Raw genomic sequence first — 14,749 nt, forward strand, 5'->3', positions numbered from 1 at the left:
TTAAATGAGAAAAAAGGAGGAGGATTATCGCATCATCTTACTAAATATTATATGTGAAGCTGGATCCTCTATGCTATTAGCCACATTAGTAGGTATGGGGGCATGTAAAAGATGTTGCATTAATTCAAAAGCAAGTTCCGCAGTATCTGCTGTTGGATTCATATGAATCGGTTGCACTGTTGGGGGGAGTATATGTGGACATCCTCCAGTACAAAGGACAAACACGTCAAGTTGCAATCGAACGGTTTCATTGGCTACCAATGTTCCAATAAATTCGTTAGTCACGATCCCCATGTTGCCACGTTGTTGCTCAAGGAAAGAAGACAAGCCTTCCATATTATCAGCATCGAGCACATATACACAATCGGCTGGGACCTGTGAAGAGCGAATGATATTTTCAGTCATCTCTTTATTATTAAACGCTTCAGTAACCAAAAACCAGGATTTCGATGTTACTCCAACCATTTCTCTGAGTTTAAAAAAGGCCTCTTCATAATCAATGAGTACCTTATAGAATAAGGGGTCTTGAATATAGCTATCCAACACAATTAACGGAACACCCATTTGAAAATGCACGGATATGTCATTGAATACATCACTATTAACATCAACAAGGAAAACGCCATCCAACTCACGCTCTAAAACAATATTTAGGCTCGGTTTGTTGGTGTCTATATAAGATACGAGTAAATGATAGCCCTTGTCCTTACACAGCGACTCTAATCTTTCAGTTAACATGCCCCAATATAATTTTCTCCAAAATCCGTCGTTTGAATTCCTCATTAATAAGAGACCTAACAGACCGGTTTTTCCTTTAACAAGTGACCTTGCTGTTAGGTTAGGGACATAATTTAATCTGGATGCTATTTCTAAAACACGGTTACGTGTTTCATCTGAAATGGTTTGATTGTTTACTTGATTAAGAATATAACTGACTGTTGCTGAAGACACATTGGCTTCACGTGCGATATCTTTCATTGTGATCTTTCTCAACTTGTCGCCTCCATTGACAGATGACAGAATGAACCATGAATCATTGTGAATTGTAAAATATCACTCCAACTCTATCACCGCGGTTTTTTCCTGTCAAACCATGTAGGATGCACCTAAGTGGAGATGTCATTTTCCCAAGCTTCTACGAAATATTTAACCGCCATATCCTGATCTACTTTAAGAATACGATAGTAATTTGGATCCTGAGATCTGAAGGTTTCTTGATTTCCATCCTGAACTTTTATCCTGAATTGCATCCCGATGTCCCTTGGCAGTGTAAATGTCCCGCCATAACTACAATCAGATAGGCGCGGAACCGCCAACTTATCAACGAATAGCGTATCAACTGAGTGCATTTTATAAGGAACTGTAATTAACAGAGAAAGTTGGACTTGCTCGTTCAAATGGGGAATTATATTATATCTTCCGACAACAGAATCAGCGCCATCATAAGCATATGACACCTCAGTTTTTCCAGTTTGTTGTGGAATGAGTGTTCCGTTTGGCTTAATCTCTAGAATATCATGGTGGTCAACGTGATAAATACCGGATAGATCAGTCATTACAAACCCACTATCGTAGGTTACAACAGCATTTGTCTTCACTTCCATTCCGGTCAAACCTAGTTCCTTCCTACCATATAGATGATTTGATACGGGATGGCCGATAGTTCCGAAGAAATAAAGCAATGGAGCATGCACACGTTGTGCCCAGTCCCTCTCAGTATGGGCCCCATTTGGAACTTCGTAATACATGAGGTTTTGACCAGGAACGAAGCCATCATCAATGAGCTGGTCTACTACTTTACGAACATGCTGAACGAGAATATTCGACTCGTTTTCCCCGATATCAATCCAAAGGGATAAGTTAGCCTTATCAACTTCAGGATAGCGTTTATAGAAGATTACTTCTTGTAAGCTGTTTAAATTGAGTCGAATGAAAAATGGAGAGAGAATTGCGAGCTTGGAAAAGATTTCAGGATTACGAAGGCCGATGTTATAAGTTACTAACCCTCCTAAAGAGGAGCCCATTAACGCCGTATGTTCTCTACCTGGTATCGTTGAAAAGGTGTTATCAATATAAGGTTTCAGTTCATCAATAATAAATCGTTCATACAATTCTCCGCGAGTCTCGATATCGGGTGCTCCTTGAATCCCGAGTTCATCTAAAGAATGAGTATATTCATGAAGTCGTTCAGAGCCTCGATTATGTATACCCACAATAATGATTTCTTTCATAAGTCCTTGTGAGACCAATCTGTCCGTTGTCTCATGAATCCTCCAAGAACTTCCGGAGAAAGGATTGGGCTCGAATAGGCCTTGTCCATCATGTAAATACAGAACCGGATAACCTTTATTACTTTGAGTATCATAGCTAGGCGGAAGATAGACTGTAATTCCACGTTCGTTTTGTAGATATTCTGACTTTATGGGGCCAACATGAAGGATTCGACCTGTGAGATTGGACTGATTCATTCTTCCCACTCCTCGACAATGAATTTCAAATGTTGATTATTTGTAGTTGAGAATCTACGACTCTCTTTTCTTTTCTCATGACTCCCGAATTTTTTGGATACCTTAATATCAAAGGTAAGATCACGTGGCAATATGAATCTTCCTTCATACAAGCCATCGCGTACTTTTTGAAGTTTTATGCCAGCATGAATATCTGTATCAGTTGGTGTGCTATCCGGCACCTCTACAGTAATGACTAGTTCAACAGCCTCAGAAATATGTTGTACGATCTCGATATTTGTACTAGCTTTTAGATTCTCAAAAGAAACAGATAAGTTCGTTAAACCCTCCCTATTCGGGGTTAAGGTACCATCCGATAAAATTGACACAATATCAGGTTGATCTATCGAATAATCAGCATGCAATAAACTCATTTTGAAGCCGGAATCATAGGTGACGGTGGGATATAATCGTAAATGTCGTTCATTTAGTCCAATGGTTGTTCTGCCAACAATATCTATACATTGCGGAGTTCCTATATCACCAAAGAAGTATAAGAAAACGGAATATATTCGCTTTGCCCACTCCTCCTGAGTATGGCTTGCTTCTGGATCAAGCAAGAACACGAAATCTGATCCTGGGGTGAATCCAATATCAATGAATTGATCCGCAACTGAACGGACATGTTTAACCATGAGTGTTCCTTCTGCGCCGCCCATATCCATCCAAACTTTAATGGGTGGAGTAGGCTTTTCATCAAATTCTGTATAATTTTTTGTTTCAATCATGTCCTGATCTCCAGATTCAAGTGACACCAACTCGGTTTGGACAAAAAATGGCGAGAGAATTCCGATTTTTCCAAACACATCTGGACGACGAAATCCAATATGATAGGAAACTAACCCGCCAGCAGAAGACCCTAACATCGCGGTATTTTGTTGATCTGACAATGTTCTAAACCGAATATCAATCAAAGGTTTAAGTTCCTCAACTATAAAACGTTCATAGAGCTCTCCGGCACATTTATAATGGTAGCGCTCTTCTACATCCTGATTATAGTGAAAATACTCTGTTACCCTCAAATGAGAAACGGAAGATATAGCGACAATTATGATCTCCTGCATCATTCCTTCGCTGATTAAGTGGTCTGCTGCAATGTGTAGATCCCATGATCCACCTTGTAGGTCTCCTTGAAATGCATGCTGACCGTCGTGTACATAAAGAACAGGATATTGTTTATTAAGTGAGCTCTCATAAGAAGGGGGTAAATAAATAATGATATCCCTACTGCTTTGCAGAAATTTTGAATTCAGATTTTCGAAAGTAACAAAACTTGATTTCATACGATTCCTCCTCTTTACTTATTCGATTAAGTTCTTATACTTATACGTATAAGTTAATATGGGGAGATTATATCTACTTCTCATTTTTTTGTCAATGAAGGGGGAGTTTGGGTGAAGAATACGGGTAGTAACTTATCGATGTTTGCACTGACTTGGCCCATATTTATTGAAATGCTCTTGGGTATGCTTATGGGCAACATCGATACTTTCATGCTTAGTCATTATTCAGATCAGGCAGTGGCTTCAGTGGGGGTAGCGAATCAAATTTTATTTTTTATAAACTTAATGTTTAATGTTGTGTCAGCGGGTACGAGTATTATTATTGCCCAGAATTTAGGGGCAGGCAGGGAGAAATCTGCGACAGAAGTGGCTTCCGTAGCCATTGTTTTAAATATGTTATTTGGGATTCTAGTGAGTGGACTGCTACTAGGTGGTGGAAAATTTGTATTCCGTCTCATGAACATTCCAGAAGAATTAGCTCCAGATGCCACAACTTATTTATTGATTACTGGTGGTTTTGTGTTCATTGAGGCTGTGCGGTTAACTTTGTCGACCATTATCCGTAGTTATGGATTGACTCGTTTGACGATGTACGTAGCTCTTGGAATTAATGTGATTCATTTGGGTGGCAATTATGCGGTTTTATATGGGTCGTTCGGAGCGCCGTTCTCTGGGATTACAGGTGTAGCCATGTCCACAGTGCTCTCCCGATTGATCGGTTTAGTTCTCCTGCTTATCTTGCTGAGGATAAAAACGGATTTCACTTGGAAGCCGCGGGAATTGCGAGGGGCAACAATTCGAACTCATGCTTCAGCGTTATTTAAAATTGGAATTCCAACAGCGGGGGAGAGTTTTTTTTCGACTTTGGCCCAAATTTGTATTACTTCTTTTATTGCTCTTTTAGGTACCCAGGCACTATCAGCTAAAATTTATGCTCAGAATATCGGGATGTTCAACAACCTCTTCACCATCTCCCTCGCACTGGCAACGGAAATTTTGATTGGTCGATACGTTGGTGCCAAGTTGTTTGATGATGCTTACAGGAGAGGCAAGATATATGTTAGAGCTGCTGCAATGTTGTCAGCTGGTTCAGCTTTACTGATTGCTTTAAGCTCCAGTTTTTTGATTTCGTTATTTACGAATAATGAAGTAATCATTAGTCAGGCGATGCAACTATTATGGCTAGCGGTATTATTGGAATCGGGGAGGTCAGGTAATCTGATCCTGATCAATGCACTGCGTGCAGCAGGTGACGTGAAGGTTCCCGTATATATTAGCGTATCGTCTGTATGGATTGTCAGTGTTTCACTATCCTATGTGCTCGGAGTGTATTTCGGATTTGGAATGGTGGGAGTGTATATTGCCTTTATAGCTGATGAATGGATTAAAACGTTCCTGTTAAGGCGTCGATGGAAATCGCGCCGTTGGGAGAGAATAGATCTGATCGGACGAGATCAAGTATCAGGAATTAGTCCATTTTAGGATAATGATCTGATGTGCTAATTGCGAATAAAATAGAATTTCATGGCTTATTTTGACAATGAAGACCTAAAAAAGTCCTGATTTTTAGTGTTCCGAATAATTTTTTAGATACAAAACTTTCATTTATTGATACTTTTTACTCAGATACCCGTATACTATTAGTATAATGCGGAAAGGTGGTGCATCTACTAGATGGATGCATGGGTAGTTTGGTTAATTGCCGCAGGAGTTCTGTTGGTGTTTGAAATGATGACGCTAACTTTCTATCTTCTCTGGTTGAGTCTAGGTGCTGCGGTCGCAGCGATTATCGCACTCATTACTCCAGAGGGATTCCTGTTGCAGGTGTTGGTTGGTTGTTTGGTTGCTTTGGGTTTGACTTTTTTTACAAAGCCAATTGTCAAAAAGCTTCGTGCTTCAAAAGGATTTCAGGATACTGGGACCGAATTAGTAGGAAAGCAAGGAGTAGTGGTCGAACCGATCGAGCAAGGCCAGTATGGTATTGTGAAGGTTGGGGGAGATACCTGGAGCGCCATCTCAACACAGACTCTACGTAAGGATGAACGGGTGCGCGTGCTGGAACGAAGCAGTACCATTATCGAAGTGGAAAGATGGGAGGAAATTATTTAATGGAATGGGCAATTATAGTCGTCGTTCTTCTAGTAGTAGTTGTATTTATCTCACTTACAGTCAAAGTAGTACCACAGCAGCGGGTAGGTGTCGTAGAACGACTAGGTAAATTTCACCGTTTACTAACGCCGGGTCTTAACATTCTGATTCCGGTTATCGATCAAGTACGTGTTAATCATGATCTACGGATTCAACAAGCTAATGTACCACCACAAACCGTAATTACGAAAGATAACGTTCAAGTACAGATCGATACGATTATTTTCTATCAAGTCGTAGGTCCTGAACAAGCTACTTATGGTATCTCCGATTATGTATATGGTGTTAGAAACATTTCAACAGCTACAATGCGTCAAATTATCGGTAAGCTGGAACTGGATGAAACATTGTCCGGCCGTGAGAAAATCTCAACTGAAATCCGGGTTGCCCTGGATGAGGCCACTGAGAAGTGGGGCGTAAGAATTGAGCGGGTTGAAGTTATTGATATTAAACCACCTTTAGATATTCAAGAGTCGATGGACAAACAAATGAAAGCTGAGCGTAGCAAGCGTGCTATCGTTCTGGAAGCTGAAGCTGCTAAGCAGGATATGATTCTGCGCGCAGAAGGGGATAAGCAAAGTAAGATCCTCAAGGCGGAAGGGGATAAGGAAGCTCGTATTCGTGAAGCAGAAGGTTTACGTCAAGCTCAAGAATTGGAAGCACTCGGGGAAGCAGCTGCTATTAGATCAGTAGCCGAGGCTGAGAAGGCACGGATTGAGTTCTTGGCAAGCGCTGGATTGAATGAGCAAATTTTGGCTTATCGTTCCTTTGAGGCATTGGGTGATATCGCTAAAGGACCTGCAAATAAAGTATTTATTCCTTCGAATGCGATCGAGACGCTGGGTAGCTTAGGAGCTATCGGTGAAATCTTCAAAGCAAGCAAAGAGACTAAATAATTAACTTCAATACAGATGCAATGGAAGAGCCCAGGATACTTACATCCTGGGCTCTTCTTATAGCTCTAAAAAATTGCCTGGTAAATGATCTGATTCTACAGATCTAAGATTTATTTCGAGGACAATTTGTTCTTCAAACGCTGGATTTCATCGCGGACTGCGGAGTCATCTACTGCTGGAGTAGAATTAATACTCTCGCTAGGCGAGTATTGATGGCCAGAGACCTCAGCACCAGCTTCCCAAGCTAGAATTTTTTCTTCCATTCGTTGAAATCCTTTAGCTGCATCGCCACTTTCTATGCCGCGGCTGAAGTTAGGACGTTCAGCTTGTGCACGTTCCTTCGCTTTACGTGCTCTTTCCGCTAATTCGTTTTGCTTCTCTTTCAGACGATCGTATTCCTCTTTGCCTTCTTTCAGGCGAATTTCTAACTCAATTACTCGGCCTCTAGCTTCTTCCGCTTCAGTTGCAAACTGTGCGGCTTGCTCCTCATAGTTGATCTTAGCTACAGCAGCTTGACGGGCACGATCTTCGTCTCCCGCTTCTAGTGCTGCCAAGGCATCTAACTCGAATTTTTTCGATGTTGCTTCTGCCTCAGAATTCTTTCTTTTCAGAATACTAGCCGTCATCTTCTGTTCTTTGAGCATGTTTTCTGCTGCAGCGATATCTCCCTCCAGGTTACGTAAATATTGTCCTGTCATCATTACGGGATCTTCTACTTTGTTCAATACTTCATGGATCGTAGCTTTGGTTAAATTAGATAATCTGTCGAATAGGTTCATTTTATTCGCTCCTTTAGGATAATTAGAATTTAATAACTTGAGAATTGGTCATTAGGTCCGAAACCGTAGGTTGGCTCTTTGGGCACGATGATACTACCGAGCAGGTACAAGGCAACTACAGTACCGAAACTGAACAATACTGCTACTACTGCAACTAGCCGTACTACTGTAGGATCTATTCCAAGCCACTGAGCCACCCCTGCGCATAATCCACTGACTTGTTTATCTGTCACAGATCGATATAACCTTTTCATATACTAACCACTCACTTTCCTTTTATGATTTTATGGCGAAGGTAATTGTATTTGTCCGTTGTTCATGTCTTTATTCTAACGGGATTCGTGGCGCCTGATAACGGCCTGCAGACCGTTTGTAGACTGGACTTTGGTCGAGGAAGTTCCTAGTCAAGAAGTCTGGGCTGGCATAAAATGGCTAAATCGTAGTATAACAATAGGGAAGCTGTTTCATCGGATGGATCAACATAAGATCACAATAAGAAGGGAAGTGCGGTACATGAGTATTGCAATTTTACACGGCAGCACAAGAGAGGATGGGAATACCGAGGAACTAGCGAAACTGGTTCTTGAAGGGATTCCACATACGGAAATTAAACTTCGCGATAAGACGATATTACCGATTCACGATCAAAGGCATGATGAAGGTGGTTTTGATGCAGTAGATGACGATTATGATGGGATTATAAGACAAGTATTAGAACATGACGTTCTTATTTTCACCACTCCGGTATATTGGTATGGGATTTCTGGAATTTTAAAAAATTTCATCGACCGCTGGTCACAAAGCTTACGAGCACCTGATTACGATTTGAAGGCTATTCTCGCTAAGAAAAAGGCATATGTTATTACTGTTGGGGGAGATAATCCGAGAATTAAAGCATTACCCCTAATTCAACAATTGAAATATACATTTGATTATGTTGGCCTCCCTTTTGAAGGGTACATTATCGGTAAAGCCAGCAGACCGGGTGATATGAAGAAGGACTCGAGAGCAGCCGTGGAAGCAGCGTGGTTGAATGCCGAGTTGAAGTCTCTGGTATAGGAAATAGCGAACAATGAACAGTAAAAGGAGGGGCGTAAAGCGCCTCTCCTTTATACAGATTTAACAATGTTAAATTACAATAAGGTAGCATGATGTTATTTAAGGAGGACGAAATTTTGACTACTAACATAATTAATTTTGCGCATCGCGGGGCAGCAGGACTCTACCCGGAGAACACGATGATTTCATTTGCCCGTGCCCTAGAACTTGGAGCAACTGGGATTGAGACGGATGTACAAGTGACGAAGGATGGACATTTGATATTGATTCATGATGAGAACCTGCACCGTACGGCAGGGGTTGCGGCATGGGTAAAGGATTTGACACTAGAGGAAGTGAAATCGCATGAAGCTGGTTCGTGGTTTCATGAAGATTACCGTGGAGAGCAAATTCCTACACTTGAGGAACTGCTAGAGCTTGTGAAATCCAGTGATACCATCATTAATTTGGAACTTAAGAATGGTATCGTCATGTATCCCGATATCGAGAAAAAAGTAATTGAGACAGTGCAAAGATATGAAATGTCGGAACGAGTTATTATTTCTAGTTTTAATCATTATTCTTTGGTGGAATGTAAGAAGCTTGCGCCGGAAATCCGTACAGGCATTCTGTATATGGAAGGTTTATATGAGCCATGGGATTATGCAAAGCGGATAGGAGCAGATGCACTGCATGCCAATAAGTTTGCCGTAATTCCAGAACTCGTCGCAGCTGCTGCGGAGCAGGGAGTAGTTTATCATGCATTTACTGTTAACGAGCAAAGTGAAATGAAAGCACTAATTAAGGCGGGAGTAGCCGGAATCATTACAGATTATCCAGACCGTTTGGCAGAACTTTTATAATTATTAGGAGTGTGATGGGGTGAAAAAGACTTGGCTGCTTGGTCTTGGTTTTTTTAGCATCAGCATAACCTGGGCTTTGTATAATGCGTTTGTTCCATTGTTTTTGGACAACTATTTAAAGAGTACGGCGATGATCGGGTTTATGATGACGATTGATAATTATTTTGCGATGTTTTTGCAGCCATGGATTGGTCACCGTAGTGACAAGACGAATTCCAAATACGGGCGACGGATGCCCTATTTGTTAATCGGAATGCCGCTGGGTGCTGTTTTTGCCACACTAATTCCTTTACATACAGGGTTCATTACATTAGTTATATTTATGGTGTTGATGAACTTATCTATGAGCTTATTCCGTTCTCCAACGGTCGCACTGATGCCTGACATTACACCGGATCACCTGCGTACAAAGGCAAATGGAGTCATTAATTTTATGGGCGGGCTGGGGTCGGTACTTGCATTTGGTATTGGTTCTAAATTGTACGGGATGGGGTCTTATCTTCCGTTCCTTTGTGCAGGGCTTGTGATGTTATTCTCCATGTTTGTGCTTAAAGCGGTGATTAAGGAGCCTATAACTTTAGCGACTATAAATCCTTCAGAAGTGAAACCGAAAAATCCAGTGCGGATTCGGGAACAATTAGACAAGAAGACGGTATTCATTTTGGCTGCTATCTTCTTCTGGTTTGTTGCTTATCAGGGAGTCGAAGCCCTATTTACCTTATATGGTAAAAATCAATTAGGAATGTCGGATAGCGCTGCTTCCTTCTCATTGACGTTCTTTTCACTTGCTTTCCTTGTTTTTGCTCTGCCGAGTGGTTGGCTTGGGGCTAAATTTGGGAAGAAGAAAATTATCTTAATCGGTGTTGTTGGTCTTATGGTAATTTTCGGATCATTAATATTCATCCAGTCTGTCCTTTGGTTGCGGGTGTTTCTTATTATTGGAGGTCTCTTCTGGGCGTGTATTAATATTAATTCATATCCTTGGATTGTATCGACAGGGCGTGAGGAGAGTATCGGTACTCGGACAGGGATCTATTACTTCGTATCTTCACTAGCTGCAATTACATCTCCACCTTTGCTTGGCCTATTAATCGATACATTTGGATATTCTGCACTCTTTATTAGTGCTACTGGTGGTATGCTGCTTGCATTACTCTGTATGCTTAAAATTGCACCTGATGAAAAGAGGATCGAGAGTGATCCAGGAAATGAAACTCCAATTGGAGCGATATAACAAGCAGAGGGCAATCAAACTCTAGTTTGGTGCTACTGTGTAAAATAAAGAACCTCCGAATCGGCTCTATGGGCGATTCAGGAGGTTCATTGTTGTTTCAGCATGTATGACTAAGTTGACTTCTTAGCGGAGCGTAAAGAGATCCAGAAGGCTATGAGTGCGATAAGTAATGCTACCGAGGACAGCACGATGCTCGTTGTACCTGCAGCTGTAGAACCACCTTGTGTCGCTTCTCTAGCTGGAGTAGCAGTATTGCCTGAGGAGGCGCTTCCACTAGTATGGTTATGGCCACCTGTCATTTCAGTGCCTGTTTCGGTAGTCACCATTGTAATTGAATGAGGGTTCTTCTCGTTCTCTGCGCCAGTCCATTCTACAATACTTCCATCACTATAATATTGATAAGCATCCCACGCTAAGTGGCTCTCTTCTTTAGGGTTCTTAGCTACAAATTCAAACTGCTGGAATTGACCGGGTTGTATCCCATCCCCTTCAGCAGACCATGTGATCATCGTTATTAAACCTGTATCATTTTTGACCAACTCTACTGTCCAATCGGGCACTGGGCGATATTGTTGAAATTCCATACCACTTGGTATTTCAAGTGAAATTTTGACGGTCGGAATGTCCTTCTCAACTGGAATTTTGATGCTGTAGGTCTCCCATGCACCAGGAGAAGAAACTCCAGGGCTTACAGTGACATGCGCGCTGGCTATACCAGAGTATAGTAACAATACAACTGTGGCGATGGTGAAAGAGCTGATAAAACGGTTTTTGAATCTATTCATCATCAAATCTCCTTATCTATGGGTGTAATATGTGACGGTAATCATTGTACAACTATTCTTCCCGAATGAACATGCTTATAACGGGTTATAAATATATGTGGACTGGAAATGTACGTGTATAAATATGTAGAATGATAGTACATCCCGACTATATACAGTGGAAAAGTTGTTTACTTTTTATGTTAGTTATTTAAAAATGAACAAGAGTAAGATAAAATGATAACAGATTGTATTTTAAGGAGGAAACGTTAGTGTCAACAACGATTAAAGTAGGTATTGTAGGATACGGAAACTTAGGGCGTGGCGTGGAAAAAGCGCTGAAACAAAACCCGGATTTCGAACTACGTGCAATTTTTTCAAGAAGAAATCCGGACGATGTGGCGGCTGGAAACGGAGTCGTACATATTTCGGAAGTAGAGAAGTATAAAGGTGATATCGATGTATTGATTCTTTGTGGCGGTTCGGCTACTGATCTTCCAGAGCAAGGTCCAGAGCTTGCAGCGTTGTTTAACACTGTTGACAGTTTTGATACCCATGCAAACATTCCTGGGTATTTCGATAAAGTTAACGCGGCGGCACTTCAAGGTGGTAACGTAAGTGTAATTTCTACTGGCTGGGATCCAGGTTTATTCTCGTTAAATCGCTTGCTAGCAGAGTCGGTGCTTCCTGAAGGTAAAGAGTATACATTCTGGGGCAAGGGCGTTAGCCAAGGCCACTCCGATGCGATTCGTCGTGTTGAGGGCGTAAAGAATGGTGTCCAATATACGATTCCTGTAGAATCCGTGGTAGAGAGTGTTCGTAAAGGTGAGGACCCTGTGTTAACTACGAAAGATAAGCATCTTCGTGAGTGCTACGTTGTTGTCGAAGAAGGCGCAGATAAAGCGAAGATCGAACGTGAGATTAAAGAGATGCCTAACTATTTCGCTGATTATGTGACAACTGTTAATTTTATTAGTGAAGAGGAATTGAAGAGCAATCACTCTGCAATGCCTCACGGTGGTACGGTGTTGAGAAGTGGACGCACAGGTGAGAACAATACGCAGATTATTGAATTTGGATTGAAACTCGATAGTAATCCAGAATTCACTGCCAGTGTTCTTGTAGCCTATACGCGTGCGGTATACAAGTTATCCAAAGATGGACAAGCCGGAGCTAAGACAGTATTCGACATCCCTTTTGGTTTACTCTCACCGAAGTCGCCAGAGCAGCTTCGCAAAGAACTTTTGTAGAATTAGGCTATTCGTTTCTTCATAAATCAATTCTAAACCGCAGGAATCCTATGTTCTTGCGGTTTTTTTTGTGTTGGACAAACATACTTGCGTCGCTATACATAATTTTTTATAAAAATTGATTTTAAAGTGGTTGATACTTTTCGTAGTGCTGATTCGATTAATACTCATGAGGAGGTGCTTACCGGTTGCATGAGAATTTTGAGCGTATATATGATCAACATTTCGATGGCGTTTATCGATTTGTCTTGTTTAAGACAGGAGATCGATGGGTTACAGATGATTTAGTAAGTGAGATTTTTCGTAAAGTATTTCAAAGAATCGATGTCATAGGTACATTAGCGCCGGATCAATGGAAACCGTGGTTAATGACAGTTAGCCGTAATACGGTCATCGATTACTATCGACGTAAAAAGGAATATCCTTATGGTCATGACCCGGAAGTCTACGGATATTCAAAGGTTGAACCTGCGGAGCCATAAAATGACGTTAATTTCCCAGTTAGTTGGGGGAGCAGAGCCAGGAGAGATTACCACGCGACTCTGGAATAATGAGAAATTAATATTCCTTGCGGAAATGGAGGGGAGAGATGTCTTTTTCTCTTTTGATCCAGAGTCTGGCGAAGTAAACGCGAACTGAATAAACGGAATGAAATAGTCATCAAACACCTAAAACAAAAGAGGTGATTGATGATTATTTCATTTAATAAGTGATAATAATCACAATCGATGTTTATAATATGACAATTTTCCGAACTTATGCGTTTACGATGATTAATGTGAACAATTATCGAAATCGTGATATTTGCTGAAATATGACCGAATATGGACGTAAACGGGGTATAAATTCAATGTGGGAGCAATATAGATGATTACATTTGTAAATATATTACATAATTTACTTTCTCTATGATTTGTATTTAATTTGGTGCTTTCATAACATAGAACTTAGATGTAAGACAAAGTCATTCCGATGTGATCGGGAAGATGATATTTAGAGAAAGGGGTATCAGTATCCTATGAAAAGGAAAGGGTTGCTGCTTGTAGTTTTTTCAGCGCTTCTTGTTCTCCTGACCGGTTGTAATTCACTAGCTGTATTAAACCCAAAAGGTCCGGCGGCCAAGACTCAATCTGAAGTCATTATTTTTTCAATGATAGTAATGGCGATTATACTACTGGTTGTTTATGTTTTGTATATCTTCATAATTACTAAGTACCGTGCGTCCAAAGCGGCACCAGATTATGAGCCACCTCATGAAGAGGGGAATTGGTTGTTAGAAATGGTTTGGATTGTCATACCTATCATCATTGTTACTGTGCTGTCTGTTGTTACGGTACGGAGTACAAGTGCAGTTGAGAATGTTGCTGCAGGTTATGAGAATGAGAAACCACTAGTTATTTATGCCGCATCCTCGGATTGGAAATGGCACTTTAGCTATCCTGAGGAAGGAATTGAAACGGTAAATTACGTTAATATCCCTACCCATCGCCCGATAGAGTTTCGATTGTACTCATACGGTGCAATATCGAGTTTGTGGATTCCGCAGCTTGGTGGTCAGAAGTACGCGATGAGCGATATGGTTAATACCCTACATCTTCTGGCAGAGCAACCGGGTTCTTATGTTGGTAAGAATGCTAACTTCTCCGGAAAAGGCTTCTCGCAAATGGAGTTTGAAGCTTTAGCGATGTCACCTACTGAATACGCAGAATGGGTTAAAGAAGTCAAGGATACGGCTTCGGATCTAACCGAAGAAGAATTCAATTCTCTTTTAGAAATGAATTTTGCTGGTAGAAAGACCTATAAATCAACGCATTTAGAGTTTAACCCGCCACCTGAGGGTGAGAATGCGGGACATGATCATGGGGGTTCCTCAGATTCTGATTCTAGCACGGAGATGGACCACTCTGAAATGGACATGGACCATTCTAATATGGATCATTCAGAGGAAAATGCGACGAACGGCAACTGAAACTACTGGAAGGGGGTA

At 41.1% G+C, this 14,749-nt stretch carries 16 protein-coding genes; 10 read left to right on the forward strand and 6 right to left on the reverse strand.

All coding sequences use genetic code 11. The annotated features are described in order from the left end of the window. Positions 1-24: 24 nt before the first annotated feature. The 3 genes from EJP82_RS00065 to EJP82_RS00075 form a co-directional block, all read right to left on the reverse strand. Positions 25-993, reverse strand: coding sequence for a LacI family DNA-binding transcriptional regulator (locus tag EJP82_RS00065; protein ID WP_127189982.1), 969 nt, complete (start codon positions 991-993; stop codon positions 25-27). A 113-nt stretch (positions 994-1,106) separates the two neighbouring features. Beyond that, complete coding sequence (locus tag EJP82_RS00070) at positions 1,107-2,468, reverse strand: alpha/beta hydrolase (RefSeq protein ID WP_127189983.1); 1,362 nt, start codon at positions 2,466-2,468, stop codon at positions 1,107-1,109. Continuing rightward, positions 2,465-3,790, reverse strand: coding sequence for an alpha/beta hydrolase (locus tag EJP82_RS00075; protein ID WP_127189984.1), 1,326 nt, complete (start codon positions 3,788-3,790; stop codon positions 2,465-2,467). Before EJP82_RS00075 ends, EJP82_RS00070 begins: the two co-directional genes overlap by 4 nt. Before the next feature lie 111 nt (positions 3,791-3,901). Here EJP82_RS00075 and EJP82_RS00080 point away from each other — a divergent pair, with 111 nt between their 5' ends. The 3 genes from EJP82_RS00080 to EJP82_RS00090 all read left to right on the forward strand — a co-directional run bounded on the left by EJP82_RS00080 (position 3,902) and on the right by EJP82_RS00090 (position 6,834). Beyond that, positions 3,902-5,272, forward strand: coding sequence for an MATE family efflux transporter (locus EJP82_RS00080; protein ID WP_246053927.1), 1,371 nt, complete (start codon positions 3,902-3,904; stop codon positions 5,270-5,272). A gap of 192 nt (positions 5,273-5,464) precedes the next feature. Continuing rightward, positions 5,465-5,899 carry an NfeD family protein gene (locus EJP82_RS00085; RefSeq protein WP_127189985.1) on the forward strand — a complete coding sequence of 145 codons (435 nt, stop codon included), beginning with the start codon at positions 5,465-5,467 and terminating at the stop codon, positions 5,897-5,899. Further along, positions 5,899-6,834, forward strand: a complete 936-nt coding sequence (locus tag EJP82_RS00090) for an SPFH domain-containing protein (protein ID WP_127189986.1) — start codon at positions 5,899-5,901, stop codon at positions 6,832-6,834. Before EJP82_RS00085 ends, EJP82_RS00090 begins: the two co-directional genes overlap by 1 nt. A gap of 110 nt (positions 6,835-6,944) precedes the next feature. Here EJP82_RS00090 and EJP82_RS00095 read toward each other — a convergent pair whose 3' ends face one another. Further along, positions 6,945-7,613: a PspA/IM30 family protein gene (locus tag EJP82_RS00095; RefSeq protein WP_127189987.1), complete on the reverse strand. Its 669-nt coding sequence runs from the start codon at positions 7,611-7,613 to the stop codon at positions 6,945-6,947. Positions 7,614-7,642: 29 nt separating this feature from the next. After that, positions 7,643-7,867, reverse strand: a complete 225-nt coding sequence (locus EJP82_RS00100) for a PspC domain-containing protein (RefSeq protein WP_127189988.1) — start codon at positions 7,865-7,867, stop codon at positions 7,643-7,645. 259 nt (positions 7,868-8,126) lie between these two features. Between EJP82_RS00100 and EJP82_RS00105 the strand changes: the two genes are divergently transcribed. From EJP82_RS00105 to EJP82_RS00115, 3 genes are all read left to right on the forward strand, one after another. Further along, positions 8,127-8,672, forward strand: coding sequence for a flavodoxin family protein (locus EJP82_RS00105; protein ID WP_127189989.1), 546 nt, complete (start codon positions 8,127-8,129; stop codon positions 8,670-8,672). 92 nt (positions 8,673-8,764) lie between these two features. Beyond that, the gene (locus tag EJP82_RS00110) at positions 8,765-9,514 is read left to right on the forward strand and encodes a glycerophosphodiester phosphodiesterase (protein WP_127190366.1); all 750 of its coding nucleotides are present in this window, start codon (positions 8,765-8,767) and stop codon (positions 9,512-9,514) included. Between the two features lie 19 nt (positions 9,515-9,533). Then, positions 9,534-10,748 carry an SLC45 family MFS transporter gene (locus EJP82_RS00115; protein WP_127189990.1) on the forward strand — a complete coding sequence of 405 codons (1,215 nt, stop codon included), beginning with the start codon at positions 9,534-9,536 and terminating at the stop codon, positions 10,746-10,748. A gap of 110 nt (positions 10,749-10,858) precedes the next feature. Here EJP82_RS00115 and EJP82_RS00120 read toward each other — a convergent pair whose 3' ends face one another. Beyond that, positions 10,859-11,533: a YcnI family copper-binding membrane protein gene (locus EJP82_RS00120; RefSeq protein ID WP_127190367.1), complete on the reverse strand. Its 675-nt coding sequence runs from the start codon at positions 11,531-11,533 to the stop codon at positions 10,859-10,861. Positions 11,534-11,784: 251 nt separating this feature from the next. On the opposite strand from EJP82_RS00120, the gene EJP82_RS00125 reads away from it, so the two are divergent. From EJP82_RS00125 to qoxA, 4 genes are all read left to right on the forward strand, one after another. Continuing rightward, entirely contained in the window at positions 11,785-12,762 is a 978-nt protein-coding gene (locus EJP82_RS00125; RefSeq protein ID WP_127189991.1) for a diaminopimelate dehydrogenase, read from the forward strand. Positions 12,763-12,950: 188 nt separating this feature from the next. Then, positions 12,951-13,244, forward strand: coding sequence for an RNA polymerase sigma factor (locus EJP82_RS00130; protein ID WP_127189992.1), 294 nt, complete (start codon positions 12,951-12,953; stop codon positions 13,242-13,244). A 1-nt stretch (position 13,245) separates the two neighbouring features. Beyond that, positions 13,246-13,401, forward strand: coding sequence for a cytochrome c oxidase subunit Vb family protein (locus EJP82_RS27840; protein WP_170220087.1), 156 nt, complete (start codon positions 13,246-13,248; stop codon positions 13,399-13,401). 379 nt (positions 13,402-13,780) lie between these two features. Further along, on the forward strand, positions 13,781-14,731 hold the full coding sequence (gene qoxA / locus EJP82_RS00135; protein WP_127189993.1) for a cytochrome aa3 quinol oxidase subunit II: 951 nt from the start codon (positions 13,781-13,783) through the stop codon (positions 14,729-14,731). Positions 14,732-14,749 lie beyond the last annotated feature (18 nt).

This window comes from Paenibacillus anaericanus (assembly GCF_003994475.1).
Classification (GTDB): domain Bacteria; phylum Bacillota; class Bacilli; order Paenibacillales; family Paenibacillaceae; genus Fontibacillus; species Fontibacillus anaericanus.

Excerpts from the sequence above, each read along its gene's own strand:
- EJP82_RS00085 (WP_127189985.1), top strand. The coding sequence starts at position 5,465 with ATGGATGCATGGGTAGTTTGGTTAATTGCCGCAGGAGTTCTGTTGGTG.
- EJP82_RS27840 (WP_170220087.1), top strand. The coding sequence starts at position 13,246 with ATGACGTTAATTTCCCAGTTAGTTGGGGGAGCAGAGCCAGGAGAGATT.
- EJP82_RS00095 (WP_127189987.1), bottom strand. The coding sequence starts at position 7,613 with ATGAACCTATTCGACAGATTATCTAATTTAACCAAAGCTACGATCCAT.
- EJP82_RS00120 (WP_127190367.1), bottom strand. The coding sequence starts at position 11,533 with ATGAATAGATTCAAAAACCGTTTTATCAGCTCTTTCACCATCGCCACA.
- EJP82_RS00090 (WP_127189986.1), top strand. The coding sequence starts at position 5,899 with ATGGAATGGGCAATTATAGTCGTCGTTCTTCTAGTAGTAGTTGTATTT.
- qoxA (WP_127189993.1), top strand. The coding sequence starts at position 13,781 with ATGAAAAGGAAAGGGTTGCTGCTTGTAGTTTTTTCAGCGCTTCTTGTT.
- EJP82_RS00100 (WP_127189988.1), bottom strand. The coding sequence starts at position 7,867 with ATGAAAAGGTTATATCGATCTGTGACAGATAAACAAGTCAGTGGATTA.
- EJP82_RS00070 (WP_127189983.1), bottom strand. The coding sequence starts at position 2,468 with ATGAATCAGTCCAATCTCACAGGTCGAATCCTTCATGTTGGCCCCATA.
- EJP82_RS00110 (WP_127190366.1), top strand. The coding sequence starts at position 8,765 with ATGTTATTTAAGGAGGACGAAATTTTGACTACTAACATAATTAATTTT.
- EJP82_RS00075 (WP_127189984.1), bottom strand. The coding sequence starts at position 3,790 with ATGAAATCAAGTTTTGTTACTTTCGAAAATCTGAATTCAAAATTTCTG.
- EJP82_RS00105 (WP_127189989.1), top strand. The coding sequence starts at position 8,127 with ATGAGTATTGCAATTTTACACGGCAGCACAAGAGAGGATGGGAATACC.